Here is a 17,659-nt window from a genome sequence, read left to right as displayed (position 1 = left end):
ATCCCCATTCGAATTTGCTTAAAACTGAAACCTGTTGCGGCCGAGCGCCGTCACTGCATCCACGATAGCCTGATTATTTGCCCCGGTCGATACTACCGTATCGTAACCCAGCGCCAGCGCCTGCTGCTTCATGCGTTCTCCCATGACAATTATAGGCTTTTTCAGCCACGCCTCGCGCATATCGGCGGGGAGTTGCCGGGTCAGGTGTCCCAGGTTTTCTCCCGATGTTACCGTTACGATATCGACCTTATCCTGCCGGGATAGTTCGATGAAGCGCTGCGGGTTTATTACTATCGGCACGCGCCGATATACTTCGAGATAATCTACTGTAGCGCCTCTGTTTCTTAACTCATCCGCCAGCAGTTCACGTCCGCCTTCGCCGCGTATGATAAGGCATTTCAGTCCGGCGGCGTTTTCGAATTGCGCGCACGCCAACAGCATTTCGCTGCCGGCAGGTTCTTCCGGGAGCAGATCTACCGCTATTCCCATACTATCGAGTTTATGCGCCGTCGCCTTTCCTATCGCCGCGCAAGCCGGATTACTGCCATGTCCGGCAAGCAAGGCAACCATGCCTGCGCCGTATTGTACGGCGTTGGCGCTGATAAATATAAGCCAGTCATACGATTTATCCTGCGCCGACCGTTCAAGTACGCCCGCATCCAGCCCACAGGCGTCGATTTCCATCAACGGCAGATGAACGGCGCGCACTCCCGCCGCTTCCAGCATGTAGCACAATTCGTCCGCCTGTCCCGGAGGACGAGTGACCAGAACCGTCAGCCTATGCGATTTTTTGTGCGTGTTGCCCATGGAAACGGGATCAGGCAGCGTACAAAGCCTTCAATATATCTTCGGCGCCGCGTCCGAGCAGATCGTCCGCCAGCCGCACGCCGAGCGCCTGGGCTTCATTCGGCGCGCCACGGACATTGCCGCGGATGATGGTTTTACCGTCAGGCGAACCCACCAGTCCTTGCAACGCTATCCGGCCTTCCAGCATTTGCGCATATCCGGCTATCGGCACCTGGCAGCCACCTTGCAGGCGCTGGTTCATCGCACGTTCCGCTCCCACCAGCATTGCGGTAGTTTCATCGTTCAAAGCCTGCAGCAACATGTTGATGCGCACATCGCCGCTTCGACATTCGATGCCGATTGCGCCTTGTCCTATCGCGGGCAGACTCAGCTCGACGGCAAGCGATTCGGTAATGCGTTCTCCCATACCCAGGCGTTTCAGGCCGGCGCCGGCGAGTATGATGGCGTCGAATTCGCCGCTGTCGAGCTTGGCCAGACGGGTATTGACATTGCCGCGCAAATTCAGGATTTCACAGCCGGGCAAATGCGCCTTGATCTGGCATTGGCGTCTGAGGCTGGAGGTGCCGATGCGCGCATTTGCAGGTAAATCGCGGAAGAATGCATAACGGTTGGAGACTAAGGCGTCGCGCGGATCTTCGCGCGTCAATATCGCGGCGAGATGCAGGCCTGACGGAAATTCCACCGGCACATCCTTCATTGAGTGCACAGCTATATCCGCGCGGTTTTCAAGCATGCCCTGCTCGAGTTCCTTGACGAACAACCCCTTGCCGCCGACTTTCGCCAGCGGCGCGTCCAGCATCTGGTCCCCGCGCGTGGTCATGCGCACCAGTTCGGTTGTCAAACCGGGATGCGCTTCACGCAATCTCAGGGCGACATGCTCGGCCTGCCATAACGCCAGCGGACTTTGTCTTGTTGCTATACGAATGACTTCCCCGTTCACCGCTGTCGCCTCAATGTTTGCCGGGTTGATTGATGGAATGTAAAGATTTTAATCGGAACCCCGGTTTTTCTGCCTCTACCCCTTCGGCAGGGAGGGAGCGGACAGGGGATAAGAATACCCACAAAGTATAGCCTGCCGGAGAGGTTGTTGTCTTCCGGGAAGAAACAGGAAACGCAATATCCGCACAGTCAGGTTCGCCCAGATCACAAGCAATCGGAAGATATTACCGCTTCAGGAGAGCCGGACCGCGCCCGGCTTGTGCGAAACGGAAGCCATGCTATGGCGCGAGCAGCAGCTACTGCGCTAAGGTCGGCTCCCGCTATCTCGCAATATGCCACGCATAGCTTCAACAAGCCGCCTGCACTCTTCGTCGGTACCGACGGAAATTCTCAGGAACCCGGCGATACGCTGCTGTGTAAAATGCCGGACTAGGATTTTCTTCTCGCGAAGCTGCTGCTGCACTTCCAGGGCGTCATGCAACGGATGCCGAGCAAAAATAAAGTTTGCCGAAGACGGCAACACCTGAAAGCCGAGCATCGAGAGTTCTTTTGCGAGCCATTCCCGGCTTTCGACCACTTGCGCGCGCGTCGTTTCGAAATACTCCCGGTCTCGCAACGCCGCTACAGCACCGGCAAGCGCGAGCCGATCCAGCGGGTAGGAGTTAAAACAGCCCTTGACGAGATCGAGCGCTGCAATCAGGTTCGCGTCACCGATGGCGAAACCGACGCGTAGTCCGGCCAGTGAACGCGACTTGGACAGGGTTTGAACAACCAGCAAGTTGGGAAACTCCTTAACCAGCGGTACTAGACTATCGGCTCCAAAATCGACATAGGCTTCGTCGACTGCCACGACGCTATTTCTGCACCGCTCCAGCAAAGACCTGAACTGATCGGGCCGGAGGGCCATACCGGTAGGCGCGTTCGGGTTAGGCAGCACAATACCTCCGTTCGGGCGTGCATAATCGGCGACATTGACCCGGAAATTGTCGTCCAGCGGCACAGTTTCGTATTTGATTCCGTAAAGCGCGCAATAAACCGGATAGAAGCTGTAGCTGACATCGGGAAATAGAATGGGCAATTCGTGTTTGAGCAATGCGAAAAAGGCATGCGCCAGAACTTCGTCCGAACCGTTGCCAACAAAAACATTGGCCGGGTCAAGTCCGTGCATATCGGCGATCGTTTGCTTGAGCGCTTTTCCTTCCGGATCGGGATACAGCCGGAGATCCGCGTTAACCGCATCCCGCAAGGCGCTGAGAACGGCGGCCGATGGAGGATAGGGATTCTCGTTGGTGTTCAGCTTGATAAGCCGGTCAATTGCCTGCTGTTCCCCAGGACTGTAAGGCTCGAGGCCCCGAATGCTGTTGCTCCAAAGTTCTTTCATTGCTTCAGTTCGCATTAATCACAAAAGTAGGAACAAAACCGAGGATAAGTTTCATGAGCCAACCACTGTTGGGACTTTGAACCCTTACTTAAAAAAACAACTAAGAGCGGTGCATGATAACTTTTTCGTCAGGGCGATTGATTACCTGACTGGTTGCCGCAGTTGCGCCTCCGCTGGTTAGACGGCCGGGGTTGTATTGCGCCGACGTCGCGCCGATGGAGCAGCCCCCCACAAAGCCGGTCTGACCGTACTCGGTCGAAACGCTCAAACTGCAGGCGATCAGCGCTGGTCAGCATGGATTGCCAGTCTTGCAATTACGCTTTATGACGGATTTATCCGATCCCATCAAGCGCATTCAGAATTGCCGGATAGTCGAAGTTTTCCGTCAAAAGAAACAGAATTCCGCCTGATTTCGAATCAATTTCACAGACCTGCCGGATCGCTGCCGATATTCGATCCCTGTCCAGACTTTCCAGGGCCGACTTAAGTTCCTTGCGCAGCGCCGCAGGCAACGCGAGCAGCATTGCCGATGTCAGCTCGACGGATGCACGGTCGTGCCAGGCGTCGGCAGCATAGCGGTACTTTACGTCCAGCTGCCGCGCCAGGCTGTCATAAATTTCCTCGAAACGGTAAGGCTTGCGTACGAATTCGTTCATGCCGGCATCCAGCATTTCCTGTTGTTGATCCTTGAAGGCCGACGCGGTAACCGCAACGATCTTTACCTCTCCGCCGCCGGGCAATTGGCGGATGCGCCGCGTGGCTTCCATGCCATCCATGACCGGCATGCGCCGGTCCATCCAGATCAGATCAGGATGCCATTCCTGGAAAATTTTCACGCACTGTTCGCCGTTTTCGGCTATTTTTACGTCCTGATCTACGCAGGTCATCAATCTGCTCAGTAACAGCTGGTTCTCATACTGATTCTCGGTGATCAATATGCGGTAGCGCGGCTGACCCGGGGCAAGTCCTATAACTTCGCCTTGTTTCTCCCCTTTCAGCACGTCGGCCATGTCTGCCAGTTCCACCGGCAATTCAACCCGAAACAGCGATCCCTTACCCTTCGCGCTTTCGACGGCCATGGTCCCACCCATCAATTGTATAAACTGGCGTGAAATGACCAAACCCAGTCCGGTTCCCTTTTGCTCTCCTGCTTTCGCCAATTGCACAAAAGGCTCGAACAAACGTTTCTGGTCTTCAGGGTTGATGCCTATGCCGGTATCCTCGACCTCAATCAGCAAGTGCCGCTTCGCGTTCTGTTTCACGCCCAGACGAATGGTCACGCCCCCGTGTGTGGTGAACTTTAGCGCATTGCCAACCAGATTGACCAGCACCTGACGCAGACGCGTCTCATCGCCCTTGATATAACGCGGAAATTCGGACGATTGATCAAGCAGCAACAGCAAACCTTTTTCATGGGCGCGCACGCTCATCATCTCGGTAACATCCCGCACCATGCCGGACAGGTCGAACGGAGCGATCTCCAGCTGCTGCCGTCCAGCCTCGATTTTGGCCATTTCCAGCACATCGTTAATCAGGCTCAGCAGGTGTTCGCCGCTACGTTTGATGATACCGAGATTTTCGCACTGGCTTTCCGTCAAATACGGATCGCGGCTCATCATATTGGAGAAACCGAGAATGGCGTTCATCGGGGTGCGCAGCTCGTGGCTCATATTGGCCAGAAACAGGCTCTTGGCCTTATTGGCCGCTTCAGCCGCATCGCGCGCCAGCAGCAATTCCGCCGTACGGCGCTGTATAGTTTCTTCCAACTGGTCTTTGTAGCGCCCAAGTTCTTCCTCCGCGCGCTTACGATCAGTGATGTCGTGCAGCAGTACGATAAAGTGGGGTTCCTCTCCTTTGAGAGCGGTCTTGCGGGATGCTGAAAGTACAAACCATCGCCCCCCCTCCGGCAGGTTTAGCTCGACCTGCCTGCCCTGGGAATGTCCTTTCCGTTCGGTTTCATGCAATGCGGAGAACAGAATTTCAGCTGCGGTCCCCGGCATAATGTCGCTTATCGACTTGCCTGGAATTTCGCTGACGGGAACAGCCAGAAAACCTGTTTTTGCGGCATGGTAGTAATAGAGTCGTCCATCAAATCCCAGCTCTAACATCATTTCTGGCATGGCGTCCAGCATGGCCTGCATTTGATTTTGCGATGCTTGCAACTGGTTGTAAGGATGCTCGATAGTCTCTACGAAAATTGCAAAATACAGAAACAGATAGGAGACGATTTTATAAATATGTCCCAACAGATTAAAAGTATCGGTGAAATCGACATAGCGCGTAAAAAAGAATTCACTCATCGCCATCGTACACACCACGCCGACCAGACCGGCCGCATTGAACGGCAGCGGATTACGCATGCGCAGCAACAGAATCAAGGCAGTAACCAGATTGAGCGCAATAATCGTGTATTCGATGTAAATTTTGAACAGCGTCAATCCCTTTCCAGGGATGAAAAAAATGGGAAGTAAATCAGCATGAAACAGGAACAGCCAGTGCAGAGCAGCGACCAGAAGCAGTACGGGAACAAGCAGAAAATAACGGTTGACCGCCGATGTAAGCGGTCGCCAGGGCGTAACGGCGACCGTAAACAGAGTAACAGCGGCCAGCACGCGCGCAGCCAGCCAGAAAATGATTGCTTTCTGCGGGCCGCTCGGAGTCACGAAATCAGGCATGCCTGTATAAGACAGCATATGCGAACAATCAAGCAGCCCTACGCCAAGAAACGCGCAGGCAATTCGCAGAATGTTGCTGGGGAGTCCTCGACGATAAGCATTCCAGCCTACCGAAAATACCTGCGACGCCACCACCACGGTAAATGTTTCGAGTATCGTATGCAGCGGCAGATAATTATCAACGATATGAGAGCCGTACAACGCCAGCAGGACAAACGACAGTTGACAGCCGATGACCAGCAGCAACATGAATACGGCAACATTTCGCATTTGAAGCCGGTGACTGGCGTGTAATCGCATAATATTTCCTTATTAACACTGACTCACTGTCGCCCAATCTGACTGACACGAGGCTAATGATCACAAATCGCACCCGCTATCCGATTCAGCAACTGCACGAATTGCCGGCGCGGGTTATGATGCGACCTGAATATCAGGCACGCTACGGAAATGTTGTTTCCATCAACCGGGCAAGCCACCTGAAAACATACAAACGAATTAATTATAAAAATGAAACTGGCATTCCTGGCCTCCCATAACGGCAGTAACATGCAGGCTGTCATCGACGCCTGCAACTCAGGCAAGCTGGCTTGCAAGCCGGTGCTGGTAATCAGCAACAATCGCGAATCCGGTGCATTGGCGCGCGCACAAAAGGAAGGTATTCCCAGCGTGCACCTGAGTTTGCAGACACATCGCGACACTGAGGCGCTGGACCATGCAATACTCGCAGCACTACAGCAACATGGCGCTGATTGGGTAGTGCTGGCGGGTTACATGCGCAAACTGGGTGCAGCTACGCTGTCAGCTTATCGCGGACGCATCGTCAATATCCACCCGGCTTTATTGCCCAAATTCGGCGGGCAAGGCATGTACGGCATCAACGTGCACAGGGCTGTGCTGGCCGCCGGAGAAGCAGAAAGCGGCGCGACCGTGCATCTGGTGGACGGCGAATACGATCATGGCGAGATACTGGCTCAGCGCAAGGTGCCGGTTCTGCCGGACGATACGCCCGAGACGCTGGCCCAGCGCGTTTTGAATGTGGAACATCAGCTTTATGTAGATACATTGGCCGAATTAGCGGCAGGAATGCCGCAGCCGGGTCCCCAGATACCATTAGGATTTTATCAACAATAACTTCCCGTAACCGACTGCGCCGGAAGGCCATTTGGCGGATGCGCTACGCGCAATCCGCCAAAAAATCCGGATACATCATATTCGGGAAGTAATTTTAAGCCATATGCTTATTGTTGATGCCGAATTTTTCCAGCCAATATAGGAAACGCCAGCACCGAGATCATACCGACACTGACCAGCACCGCGGCATGATCGGAACCCATTAAACCGGAAGAAACGCCGATTTCAGTTATTACCACGATCAAAGTCAAACTGGTGGAAGAATACAGCGCGAACGGCACGCGGTCTTGAACAACCAGCTCCTGTTTATATAGAAAAACCGGGACGGCGCGTATCAGCACCATCAAAGCCAGCAATGCAACTACCTGTAACGGCACCAAGGGACTTGCGAACAGCGCACCGACATTAAATTTCATGCCCACAACGATAAAGAAAAACGGAATCAGAAAGCCGTAGCCGATCGCATCCAGTTTCTCGCGCAGCACAACACCGCCTTCGCCCTTGCTCGCCATGCCGACGACCATGCCGGCGGCAAACGCACCCATCACCACATTCAAACCGAACTTTGCGGCCAGCAACACCAATAAAGCCTGCAGCAGAATACACAAACGCACCGGCAATTGCCCGCTGCTTTGCATGGTGCGGGTAAGTAGTTCCAGCCATTTGGCCGAACGCATGCGAGTCGTCATCCACGCGGTCAACAGTGCAATGGCGACAAAACCCAGCATCAGCAAGGTATGCACGCCGAAACTGTGCGTAGGCAGTACCAGCAGCGAAATCACGATTAGCGGCCCGAATTCGGCCATGGTCGCGGCGGACAGAATCAGCCTGCCGAAATCCGTATCCAGGATACCTTCATCGCGCAAAATGGGCGCCAATATGCCGAGCGCCGTAGTCGAAAGCGCCACCGCCTCCATCACCGGAGGCGCTTGTATCAGCCCTATAGCCTGCAATGCATACATGCTCAGCAAGGCAACCGCAAACGACAACAGCCAACCTCCCGCCGCCAATTTCAACGGCTTGCCGCGCAACGCGCCCGGCTCGACTTCCAGGCCGACCATGAACAGCAAAAAGGTCAATCCAAGTTCGCCCATGGCGCCTACCAGACCGTCGGGTACCGCGACGCCCAGCATATGCGGGCCGATCACTATACCCAGCAGCAATTCCATTATCACCACCGGTACGCGAAAACTCTTGGGGATTTCGGCAATCAGCGGCGCCAATGCCGCAACCAGCGCGATCAAAAACAATTCGGAACGAAAATTTTCCACGTAAGACTCCGCCATGTTTAAAAATGAAGCTTCAAAATCCATTATCTTCCCTATGAAACTTTATCAGAAAGCAGCATGAACCCCTACTGGTTCGAGTGGTAGAGCCCATGCGCTGTCCAGGTTGGGGTATGCAAGGCGCTGCTGTTTTCGTTTCTGAATCAGTGGGACTGCGACGCTTTTTTGGCCGTGGATGACGCCTGTATAAAATGGTCAAATACTGTGGATATCTGTAGCCTTTATCCACAACTACAAGAACAGTCAAAGTTACCCACAGGACATACACCTGAACCAGCGCATTGGCGCACAGCTTAAATTAAAAATAACATATTGATTTTAAATATATTAGTTTGGTTATACAAGAAAATAGCTTGCGTAATAATAATAAATTTCCTTAAAAAAAGAATATTTATTTACGATTGGCCTCTTCCATTTTCGTTCTGAACAGGATTAAAAAGGATCGGATCGCTTGATTTTTCAGCTCCAGCATTGAAGTTCTGCTTCCGACCCAAAAGCTGACCGGCAACCGATAAATACCATATTAAAATTATGGTATAAACGTCACTGAACCTCCGTCAAAGGAGATCAAGCCGATTTAGAGCCATCGACTGCCTAAAACGGCAACATCTTTTCAGTATGGATATCGGTTCCGGCAGTGTAATAAGCCTGTATAAACAGGTGAAACCCTGTGAATAACCAGGCTGTTTATCCACAAGGCGAGTTAAAGACAAAGCTATCCACAGATCGTGCACCTCAACCGCAATAAATCGCTCACAGCTTGTCTTGTTTATAACATATTGTTTATATGTACAATCTAATACTTATACAGAAAATAAGCCTTGATAGTAGTAGTAATAATCTTTTAAAAATCTAATTTGTTTTAACTGATGCGACTTATAGTTAGCCCTGAGTCTTCAATAGTCGGAAAGCTTGAAAAGTCAGACATGCCGGATTGCGTTTGCCGATTACGAATTGCACTGGACTGAATCCACACAATACCTATAAATCAATAGGTTGACATGCCAGGCTAACACTATTAGCCTGAATGGATATAATTGAAACATCTAGTCTGGAGAATCGTGTAAAATCATAAGGTTTAGGGTAAACAGACATTTTTCTGAATTTCATGCAGTTTCCCAACAGATTTGATGTAATTGTCGTAGGCGCCGGACATGCCGGGACGGAAGCGGCCATGGCTGCCGCACGCTGCGGAGCCAGCACCCTGCTGTTGACGCAGAATATCGAAACTCTGGGACAGATGAGCTGCAACCCGGCCATAGGCGGTATCGGCAAGGGGCATCTGGTCAGGGAAGTCGATGCGCTGGGCGGGTTAATGGCGACAGCGGCCGATCATGCCGGCATACAGTTCCGCATCCTCAACGCCAGCAAAGGGCCTGCCGTGCGAGCCACCCGGGCGCAGGCCGATCGTCAGTTGTACCGCCAATTCGTGCGTCATGCACTGGAGAACCAGCCCGGATTGGTGCTGTTTCAGCAAATGGCCGCCGATCTGGTGCTGGAAAACGGCCGCGTATGCGGCGTAGTCACGCGCATGGGATTGCGCTTCGATGCGCGTTGCGTGGTGCTGACCGCCGGCACGTTTCTGGGTGGACGCATCCATATCGGCCTTGAAAATTACGAGGGCGGCAGAGCGGGAGACGAGCCTTCCAATGCGCTGTCGAAACGTCTGCGCGAACTGCCGTTCCGGGTCGACCGGCTAAAAACCGGGACTCCGCCGCGCATCGACAGCCGCAGCATCGATTTCTCGGCGATGGAACAACAGCCGGGCGACGAGCCGACGCCGGTGTTTTCCTTCATCGGCGCGCGCAACCAGCATCCGCGCCAGGTGTGCTGCCATATCACCCGCACCAACGCCCGTACGCACGACATCATACGCGGCGGGTTGGATCGCTCTCCGATGTATGCCGGGGTTATCGAAGGCGTCGGGCCTCGCTACTGCCCGTCGATCGAGGACAAGGTCGTGCGTTTCGCGGCGCGCGATTCGCACCAGATCTTTGTCGAGCCGGAAGGCTTGGAGAGCCGTGAAATTTATCCAAACGGCATTTCCACCAGCCTGCCGTTCGACGTGCAGCTGGAGCTGGTGCGGTCCATACGCGGATTCGAGCGCGCGCATATCGTGCGCCCCGGTTACGCCATCGAATACGATTTTTTCGATCCGCGCAATTTGAAAAGCTCGCTGGAAACCCGCCATGTCGAGCATCTGTTTTTTGCCGGGCAAATCAACGGCACTACCGGCTACGAAGAAGCCGCCGCCCAGGGTTTGATCGCCGGACTGAATGCGGCGCGCAAGGCGCAGGATCTCGAACCCTGGTTTCCGGGGCGGGAGGAAGCCTATATCGGCGTGATGATCGACGATCTGATTACCTGCGGCACCAGCGAACCCTATCGCATGTTTACCAGCCGCGCCGAATACCGTTTGCTGTTGCGCGAAGACAACGCCGATCTGCGCCTGACCGAACAGGGACGCCGCCTGGGTCTGGTCGACGATGCGCGCTGGCTGGCGTTTTCCGAAAAACGCGAGCGCATCGAACGTTTGCAGGGTGCGCTGGAAACGACCTGGATCAAGCCGAACACTCCGGGAGCGGATCTGCTTACCGCGAACACAGGCGTGTTGCTGCAGCGCGACGCCAGTTGCGAAGAACTGCTGAGACGCCCCGAGCTGAGCATCACGCAGTTACAGCCGCTGTCCGCCGCATTAAGCAGTGAGAACGATGCCGCTGTGCTGGAACAGGTGGAGATCCGCAGCAAATACTCGGGCTATATCCAGCGTCAGCAAACCGAAATAGCGCGCAGCCAACGCCATGAACACTGGCAAATACCGGGGCAGTTCGATTATGCGTCGGTGCCGGGACTGTCCAATGAAGTCCGGGAAAAACTCAGGACGCAGCGCCCCGAAACCGTGGGTCATGCCGCGAGGATACCAGGTATGACGCCTGCGGCGGTGTCGCTGTTGCTGGTCCACCTGAAAAAACAGGCGGGCTGAAATGGAGCGTAGCGCCTTGCGTCTGGCCGAAGGCCTGGAGATCATGAGCCTATCCTGCGACCGCGACCGTCAAAAACGCCTGCTGGATTTTCTGGCGTTATTGCGGAAATGGAATCGCGTTTATAACCTCACCCGCATTACCCGGCCCGATGCGATGGTCGATCTGCATCTGCTGGACAGTCTGGCGGTTTTACCGCATCTGTCCGGCGCCGATGTGCTGGACGTGGGAACCGGCGCCGGTCTGCCGGGCATCCCGCTGGCGATCGCGTCGCCGGAGCGCAGCTTTACCCTGCTGGACAGCAACGGTAAGAAAACCCGGTTCGTGCAGCAGGCATTGATCGAGCTCGGCTTGAAAAATGCCGTCGTCGTGCAGGCGCGGGTTGAGGAGTTTGCCGCACCGGCCGGCGGCGGTTACGATACGATATTGACGCGCGCGTTTGCGTCATTGCCGGAAATATTCGAAAAAACGAAACATTTGCTGCGTCCGGGCGCCTGTATACTGGCGCTGAAAGGGCAGGCCTCGGACGAGGAAATCAGGACTTTGACCGGCTTCAGCGCACAGATAATCGCGCTCGATATCGCCGGGCTGTCTGCCGAGCGTCATCTGATCAGAATCGGGGTTCAGGAGTAGGCCTATGGGTAAAGTGATTGCAATAACCAATCAGAAGGGCGGTGTCGGCAAGACCACGACCGGGGTTAATCTCGCGGCTACGCTGGCTTCTGCGCAACGCCGGGTTCTGCTGGTGGACATGGACCCTCAGGGCAACGCCACCATGGGCTGCGGCGTCGACAAGAAAAACGTGCGGTTTTCTTCCTATGACGTGCTGATGGGACAGGCTAACGTCCATCAGACCCTGATCAGACTCGACGCCTTCGGATTCGACCTGTTGCCGGGAAACGCCGATTTGACCGCAGCGCAGATAGAATTGCTCGAACATCAGAACCGCGAAAGGAAACTGGCGCAGGAATTGGATAAAGTCCGCGACAGTTACGATTTTATACTGATCGATTGCCCTCCCTCGCTGAACATCATGACGCTGAACGCGCTGGTGGCGGCGGACAGCGTGCTGATACCGGTGCAATGCGAATATTACGCGCTGGAAGGTTTGACCGACTTGATGGAAACCGTGGGCAACGTGCAGAACTCGGTCAATCCCGGTCTGGCGATAGAAGGCTTGCTGCGCACCATGCACGACACCCGCAGCCGTTTGGCCAACGAAGTTTCCGAACAACTGCTCAAGCATTTTTCGGACAAGGTTTTTAGAACGGTGATACCGCGCAATGTGCGTCTTGCGGAAGCGCCCAGTCATGGCTTGCCGGCGATGCAATACGATAAATCATCAAGAGGATCGGTGGCTTATCTGGCGCTGGCCGGTGAAATTATCAGACGTAGCGAAAAATAATCGTGTTGTTATTCAGTCAGCCGCCGCTTTGCGTGTTGCTATAATAATCCGATGATGTAAAGCTGCATGCACCCATGAATCGTAGAATAAAAGCGCCGCTCGGTTCGTATAAATATATCGCCGGATTGTTTTCGGCAATTTTTTCGTTGTTGATCTCCGGTTGCAACAATTCTTTCGGGCCGGACGGTCTAAGAGGCACCCACCCGCTGTATAACGAAGCGATCGTATCGACCATCAACGAACAATTCGTACAGAACATAGTCCGGCTGCACTACCGAGATCCTACTTTTTTCCTTGACGTATCCAATGTCGCCGCAACGCTGAAGCTCGAATTCAGCGGCGGTCTCTATCAGTCCTCGCTCGGGAGCGGCAGCGACATATTAAAACTGAATGCGCTGAGCACCTACTCCACGCAGCCCACTATTTCCTATTCTCCGCTGCAGGGAGAAAACTTTGTTAAAAGCATGCTGAGCCCGATACCGGTCGAGGCCCTGTTTTCCCTGATCGCGTCGGGATGGAATGGCGGACGGGTATTCGGCGTGTGCGTGGAACGGGTGAACGGACTCGAAAATGCGCCTTCCGCCTCCGGACCTACGCCCAGTTTGGCCCCTGAAAAAGACCAGCCTTTCAACCGGCTGATGGAGCTTATGGTAAAAGCGGTCGACAACAAGGTTGTTATGCTGCATGCCGATCCGAAAACAAAAGAACCGATGCTGGGAATCAGCGCGTCTCCCGATCATAGCGCGGTGACCAGCGAGATCAAACAGTTGCTGGGTCTTGATGAGAACATTGATATATACAGGATAAACGGCGAATTCACCAAACCGCGCCCGGATACGGTATCGATACGCACGCGCTCACTGATGAGCATCATGTTTTATCTCTCCCATCATGTCGATTCTCCGGAATTGCACAAACAGGAAGGACTGGTGACTGTAACCAGAGACAAGCATGGAACTGAGTTCGACTGGGGAAAAACAGCGGCCGGGAAATCCTTTCATATTTTGCAAAGCGATACCTATCCGGAAAAGGCGTTCGTGGCGATACCGTATCGCGGCTATTGGTTCTACCTTGCCGACAACGATCTCGAATCGAAATCGACCTTCATGTTGCTGACGCAGTTGTTCCGCCTGGAAGCCGGGGCGGCGAAATCGGTAGGCCCGGCGTTGACGATACCGCTGAGATAAAACCGGGGTGACTGTTCAGTCTTTGACGCGGGAGTTCCCAAGCATTGATACTTCCGGCTGGTAAGCCCAGTAACCCTAAAACGACAGCGATTGCAAGCGCAATGCGGCAAGCAGGTGACAGTCCTCTTACTAAAACCGCACTCGATTCGCCAAGGCAGTCGTTCGACGCCCAGGTCGAGCTGGCGGACGTCAAGAGTTCGAATATCGCCGCCGCAATCAAGCTCTATCGGGCCATGGAGGGAGTTGGGTGGCTTAGGCGGAAACAAAGGCCATATTTTCTTAACTCATAAATAGCGAGGACTGACATGACGGATTCATCTAGGGATTTAGGGGTCGCTACCGCGATCCTGAGCCGGTTTACCAACGATGTTTTACCTAAAGTGCGGGCTATTCAGGAACAAGTCGAACGAGGCGAACATCTTGACGACGAAGCTATCGCCTTCCTGCACGAAATCTTCGCAGATGCCCGAAGTTTCCAGCCGCAGATTGAACACCATCCAGAATACCAGGAGATCTACGTGAGCGCTGTCGGGCTCTATAAGGAAATCATGGATAAGGCGCTGGAAAACGAAAAGGGATATAAAAGCTAGGTAGTGCTTGGGCGGAAATTCAACAAGCCTTATCCACCTAAGGTTTCCGACAAAATCCTTGATCGAAGATCGTTGAAATATGAAGCTATAATTTGTTCTATGTTCACACAAGTAAAGCAGGAAAGATTTTTTGTCCACGAAACTCACGAAAAAAATATAAAAATTTTCGTGTATTTCGTGGACAGTTTACTTCTTCGTGTTCAAAATATCTCTGAATCCCTTGATTCATATAGCTTGCAGCGTTTCCGTTCAGACACTAAATAGGCCGACCCGGTTTTCGCAGCAGCAGAACATCGCGGTCGACCTGTTGCAGTTCGAGACAATAGCGGTCCGCCAGCCATTGAAAAACTGTCAGGCTGTAAAAGCATAGATGAGTCTGGTCGTTTTTGTATTGCCAGCCGCAAAAGCGCTCCCGGCTGATTACCAGTTGCGTCATCACGCCCAGCCACGCGCCGGGGCGCAGCAAGGCCGCCAAACGGTCCCAGTTCTCGGCGGGACGACGAAAATGCTCTACGGTTTCTGTACAGGTAACAAAATCGTAAGTTCGCGCCAGAACGGCAGTTTCAGGAGCATAGAACGGATCGTAAAGCGCCATGCGCATCCCGGCATCGCTTAACATTTGCGCCAGGGCCGGCCCAGGGCCGCAGCCGTAATCCAGGCCTTCCATGCCGGGCTGCAGACGTTTTATCAGCGGCTTCGCCAGCCGTGCCAGAAACGCGCGGTAGCGGTCGTCGCCGGGATCGTTTTGATGCAGGTCGTAGACAGCTTTTTCCGCCGCGGCATCCGGATGGCTGGACGGATCGGCGAATACCAGGCCGCATTCGGAACATTGAGAAAAAGCGCGCTGAAAATCTTCCGCGTAAAAGCGGGAGGCGTGCGCGCACAGCGGGCAGATGTGCAAAATGATCACTAAATCCGGCGCAGTATGGTTTGTATCCCGTTGGTTTCGCGCTCAGTCCGCTCCACCTTGCGAGCCGGCCCGGAGCGGGAATAACGAAACAACAATAAATATAAACGTGATAGTATCAAAAACAAGGGACGGTTCAGAGACTATCCGCCATATGTAACCCTAACGCCAGATTTTAATATGTTTAACGCGCGCCTGTTTCCCCTTATCGTTGCTTTTATTCTGTCGACGAGCGGACTGCACGCGGTTGCCGCTTCCAGCGAAGCCGCTACCGGACAGGTAAAAGCGCAACTGATCGCTTCCGCTGATGCGGTGCATCCCGGCGATGAAATTCTGATCGGCGTGCGGCAGAGCATTATTCCGCATTGGCACACCTATTGGGTCAATCCGGGCGATTCGGGACTGGCCACCCGGATAGAGTACGATTTACCGCCCGGCTCGGCCGCCGGTGAAATTCAGTGGCCGACGCCCAGCCGCATCAGTATGGGCTCGGTTGTCAATTACGGTTATCAGAATGAAGTAACTCTGCTGTCCACTTTGAATATACCCGGGGACAGCGTGGCTGGTTCGGCGTTTCCGGTCAAAGCCAGGGTGAACTGGCTGGTTTGCAAGGAAGAATGCATACCCCAACAGGTCGAACTGCAGTTAACGCTTCCGGTTGTAGGCCCCGGCGCGGCTATCGGAACAGGCAGCCCGCTGATAGCCCAGGCGCGCGCCGGCCTGCCGGTGGCCAGCCCCTGGTCTTTCCGTCTTGAAAAAATCGGCGACAGATTGAGCCTGCGGATCAGCGGCAAAGCGGCGCAATGGGCCGGCCTGAAAGACATCTGGTTTTACCCTGAGCAGTGGGGGCGAATCGCGCATGGCGCCGATCAAATCAGCAAAGTATCCGGCGATGTCCTCGAATTGCAACTGAAACCCGGCGACGATCCGCTTGCATCGGGCGGCATGCTGGCCGGTGTCCTCGCCGTTACCGAAAACAGCGGGGAAGGAGCGGCTACGCGGGGCTATAGGGTCGATGTTGTTTTAGAAGCAGCCGCCGTGCCGCCGGATCATTCCGCAGCTCAGTCTGATTTGCCGCTTTCCAGCGCACTGTTGCTGGCGTTGGCGGGCGGCGTGATCCTGAATCTGATGCCGTGCGTGTTTCCGATACTTTCATTCAAGGCCTTATCCTTACTGACGCATGCACAGCAGTCCCGAGCGGAGGTCCGGCTGCACGGGCTGGCTTACACACTGGGGATACTGCTGAGTTTCGCGATTTTGGGCGGGTTGTTGATCTTGCTAAAGGCCGGCGGTGCGCAGATCGGCTGGGGATTCCAATTCCAGTCGCCATTGTTCGTGCTGGCCGTCGCCTATTTAATGTTCGCTGTGGGACTCAGTCTGTCCGGCGTTTTCAGCCTGGGGGGGGCGTTTACCGGCGTAGGTTCCGGCCTTGCGCAACGTTCCGGTTATACGGGCAGTTTTTTTACCGGCGTGCTGGCGACCGTCGTCGCCACGCCGTGTACCGCGCCTTTCATGGGCGCTGCGCTTGGGTTCGCGCTAACCCAGCCGCCTGCGATACTGCTGGCGGTGTTTCTCGGGTTGGGGTTGGGCTTGGCTCTGCCTTATTTGTTGCTGTGCTATTGGCCGTCCCTGCAGCGCTGCCTGCCCAAACCCGGCGTGTGGATGGACAGGCTGAAGCAGTTTCTGGCGTTTCCGATGTACGGGGCCGCAGTTTGGCTGGTTTGGGTGCTGGCGCAGCAAGCAGGCGTCAACGCGGCGGCTGTTGCACTGGGCGGGATGATCGCAATCGCCTTCGCAGCCTGGCTTTATGAAATCAGCAAAACCCATGGAACCCAAGTGAGGTATCCATGCATGGGGTTTGTGGCTCTGGCCCTGGTTGCGGCGGTACTCGGCGGCTACTTCGGAATTCAGGCGCCGCTATCGGCTATTACTGCGAAAAACGCCAATACACAGGACAAACGATGGGAGACCTATAGCACGGGACGTCTGCAACAATTGCGGGCGCAGGGAAAACCGGTTTTCGTTAATTTTACCGCGGCCTGGTGCATCAGTTGTCTGGTCAATGAACAGGTGGCGCTGAGTCAAACTTCGGTAAAAAATGCATTCGAGACCTTCGGCATTACCTATCTAAAGGGCGACTGGACAAATCGCGATCAGGAAATTACCGGGGTGCTCGCCGAGTTCGGGCGCGGCGGCGTGCCGCTTTATCTCTATTATCCAGCCGGAACATCGGCATATCCGGTCGTCCTGCCGCAAATCCTGACGCCTGAAATCGTGATCGAATCCATCAGGGTTGCGGCAAGTCCGGGATCGGCCGTTTCCCAGTGAAAGCGGATGGTATATAGTAAAATCCGGTTACTGCATATC

Annotated in this window: 14 protein-coding genes; 7 read left to right on the top strand and 7 right to left on the bottom strand. The window is 54.4% G+C overall.

Annotated elements, in window-relative coordinates; all coding sequences use genetic code 11:
* Positions 1-18: 18 nt before the first annotated feature.
* The 5 genes from F6R98_RS20435 to F6R98_RS20415 all read right to left on the bottom strand — a co-directional run bounded on the left by F6R98_RS20435 (position 19) and on the right by F6R98_RS20415 (position 6,072).
* Entirely contained in the window at positions 19-807 is a 789-nt protein-coding gene (locus F6R98_RS20435) for a uroporphyrinogen-III synthase (protein WP_153250655.1), read from the bottom strand.
* Positions 808-817: 10 nt separating this feature from the next.
* Positions 818-1,747, bottom strand: coding sequence for a hydroxymethylbilane synthase (hemC, locus tag F6R98_RS20430; RefSeq protein ID WP_153250654.1), 930 nt, complete (start codon positions 1,745-1,747; stop codon positions 818-820).
* Positions 1,748-2,050: 303 nt separating this feature from the next.
* A complete protein-coding gene (hisC, locus tag F6R98_RS20425) occupies positions 2,051-3,127 on the bottom strand; it encodes a histidinol-phosphate transaminase (protein WP_153250653.1) in 1,077 nt (358 codons plus the stop codon).
* Between the two features lie 100 nt (positions 3,128-3,227).
* Entirely contained in the window at positions 3,228-3,395 is a 168-nt protein-coding gene (locus F6R98_RS20420; RefSeq protein WP_153250652.1) for a hypothetical protein, read from the bottom strand.
* 64 nt (positions 3,396-3,459) lie between these two features.
* Positions 3,460-6,072 (bottom strand): MASE3 domain-containing protein, encoded by a 2,613-nt coding sequence (locus F6R98_RS20415; RefSeq protein ID WP_194270047.1) that lies wholly within the window; start codon positions 6,070-6,072, stop codon positions 3,460-3,462.
* 240 nt (positions 6,073-6,312) lie between these two features.
* On the opposite strand from F6R98_RS20415, the gene purN reads away from it, so the two are divergent.
* A complete protein-coding gene (gene purN, locus F6R98_RS20410) occupies positions 6,313-6,936 on the top strand; it encodes a phosphoribosylglycinamide formyltransferase (protein ID WP_153250650.1) in 624 nt (207 codons plus the stop codon).
* 107 nt (positions 6,937-7,043) lie between these two features.
* Here the strand turns inward: purN and F6R98_RS20405 are convergent, their stop codons facing one another.
* Positions 7,044-8,249 (bottom strand): cation:proton antiporter, encoded by a 1,206-nt coding sequence (locus tag F6R98_RS20405; RefSeq protein ID WP_228124995.1) that lies wholly within the window; start codon positions 8,247-8,249, stop codon positions 7,044-7,046.
* 1,081 nt (positions 8,250-9,330) lie between these two features.
* Between F6R98_RS20405 and mnmG the strand changes: the two genes are divergently transcribed.
* The 5 genes from mnmG (at position 9,331) to F6R98_RS20380 (ending at position 14,385) form a co-directional block, all read left to right on the top strand.
* Complete coding sequence (gene mnmG, locus F6R98_RS20400) at positions 9,331-11,205, top strand: tRNA uridine-5-carboxymethylaminomethyl(34) synthesis enzyme MnmG (RefSeq protein WP_153250649.1); 1,875 nt, start codon at positions 9,331-9,333, stop codon at positions 11,203-11,205.
* A 1-nt stretch (position 11,206) separates the two neighbouring features.
* A complete protein-coding gene (gene rsmG, locus F6R98_RS20395; protein ID WP_153250648.1) occupies positions 11,207-11,836 on the top strand; it encodes a 16S rRNA (guanine(527)-N(7))-methyltransferase RsmG in 630 nt (209 codons plus the stop codon).
* Between the two features lie 4 nt (positions 11,837-11,840).
* A complete protein-coding gene (locus F6R98_RS20390) occupies positions 11,841-12,608 on the top strand; it encodes a ParA family protein (protein ID WP_153250647.1) in 768 nt (255 codons plus the stop codon).
* A gap of 74 nt (positions 12,609-12,682) precedes the next feature.
* Complete coding sequence (locus F6R98_RS20385; protein WP_153250646.1) at positions 12,683-13,795, top strand: hypothetical protein; 1,113 nt, start codon at positions 12,683-12,685, stop codon at positions 13,793-13,795.
* Between the two features lie 305 nt (positions 13,796-14,100).
* Positions 14,101-14,385: a hypothetical protein gene (locus F6R98_RS20380; RefSeq protein WP_153250645.1), complete on the top strand. Its 285-nt coding sequence runs from the start codon at positions 14,101-14,103 to the stop codon at positions 14,383-14,385.
* A 256-nt stretch (positions 14,386-14,641) separates the two neighbouring features.
* On the opposite strand, the gene F6R98_RS20375 is transcribed toward F6R98_RS20380, so the two are convergent.
* Positions 14,642-15,295, bottom strand: a complete 654-nt coding sequence (locus F6R98_RS20375) for a class I SAM-dependent methyltransferase (RefSeq protein WP_228124994.1) — start codon at positions 15,293-15,295, stop codon at positions 14,642-14,644.
* Positions 15,296-15,472: 177 nt separating this feature from the next.
* Here F6R98_RS20375 and F6R98_RS20370 point away from each other — a divergent pair, with 177 nt between their 5' ends.
* Complete coding sequence (locus F6R98_RS20370; RefSeq protein WP_153250644.1) at positions 15,473-17,620, top strand: protein-disulfide reductase DsbD family protein; 2,148 nt, start codon at positions 15,473-15,475, stop codon at positions 17,618-17,620.
* Positions 17,621-17,659: the final 39 nt, after the last annotated feature.

The sequence above is a fragment of the Candidatus Methylospira mobilis genome (genome assembly GCF_009498235.1).
Lineage (GTDB): Bacteria > Pseudomonadota > Gammaproteobacteria > Methylococcales > Methylococcaceae > Methylospira > Methylospira mobilis.
This window is presented reverse-complemented; position numbering and strand designations above follow the sequence as displayed.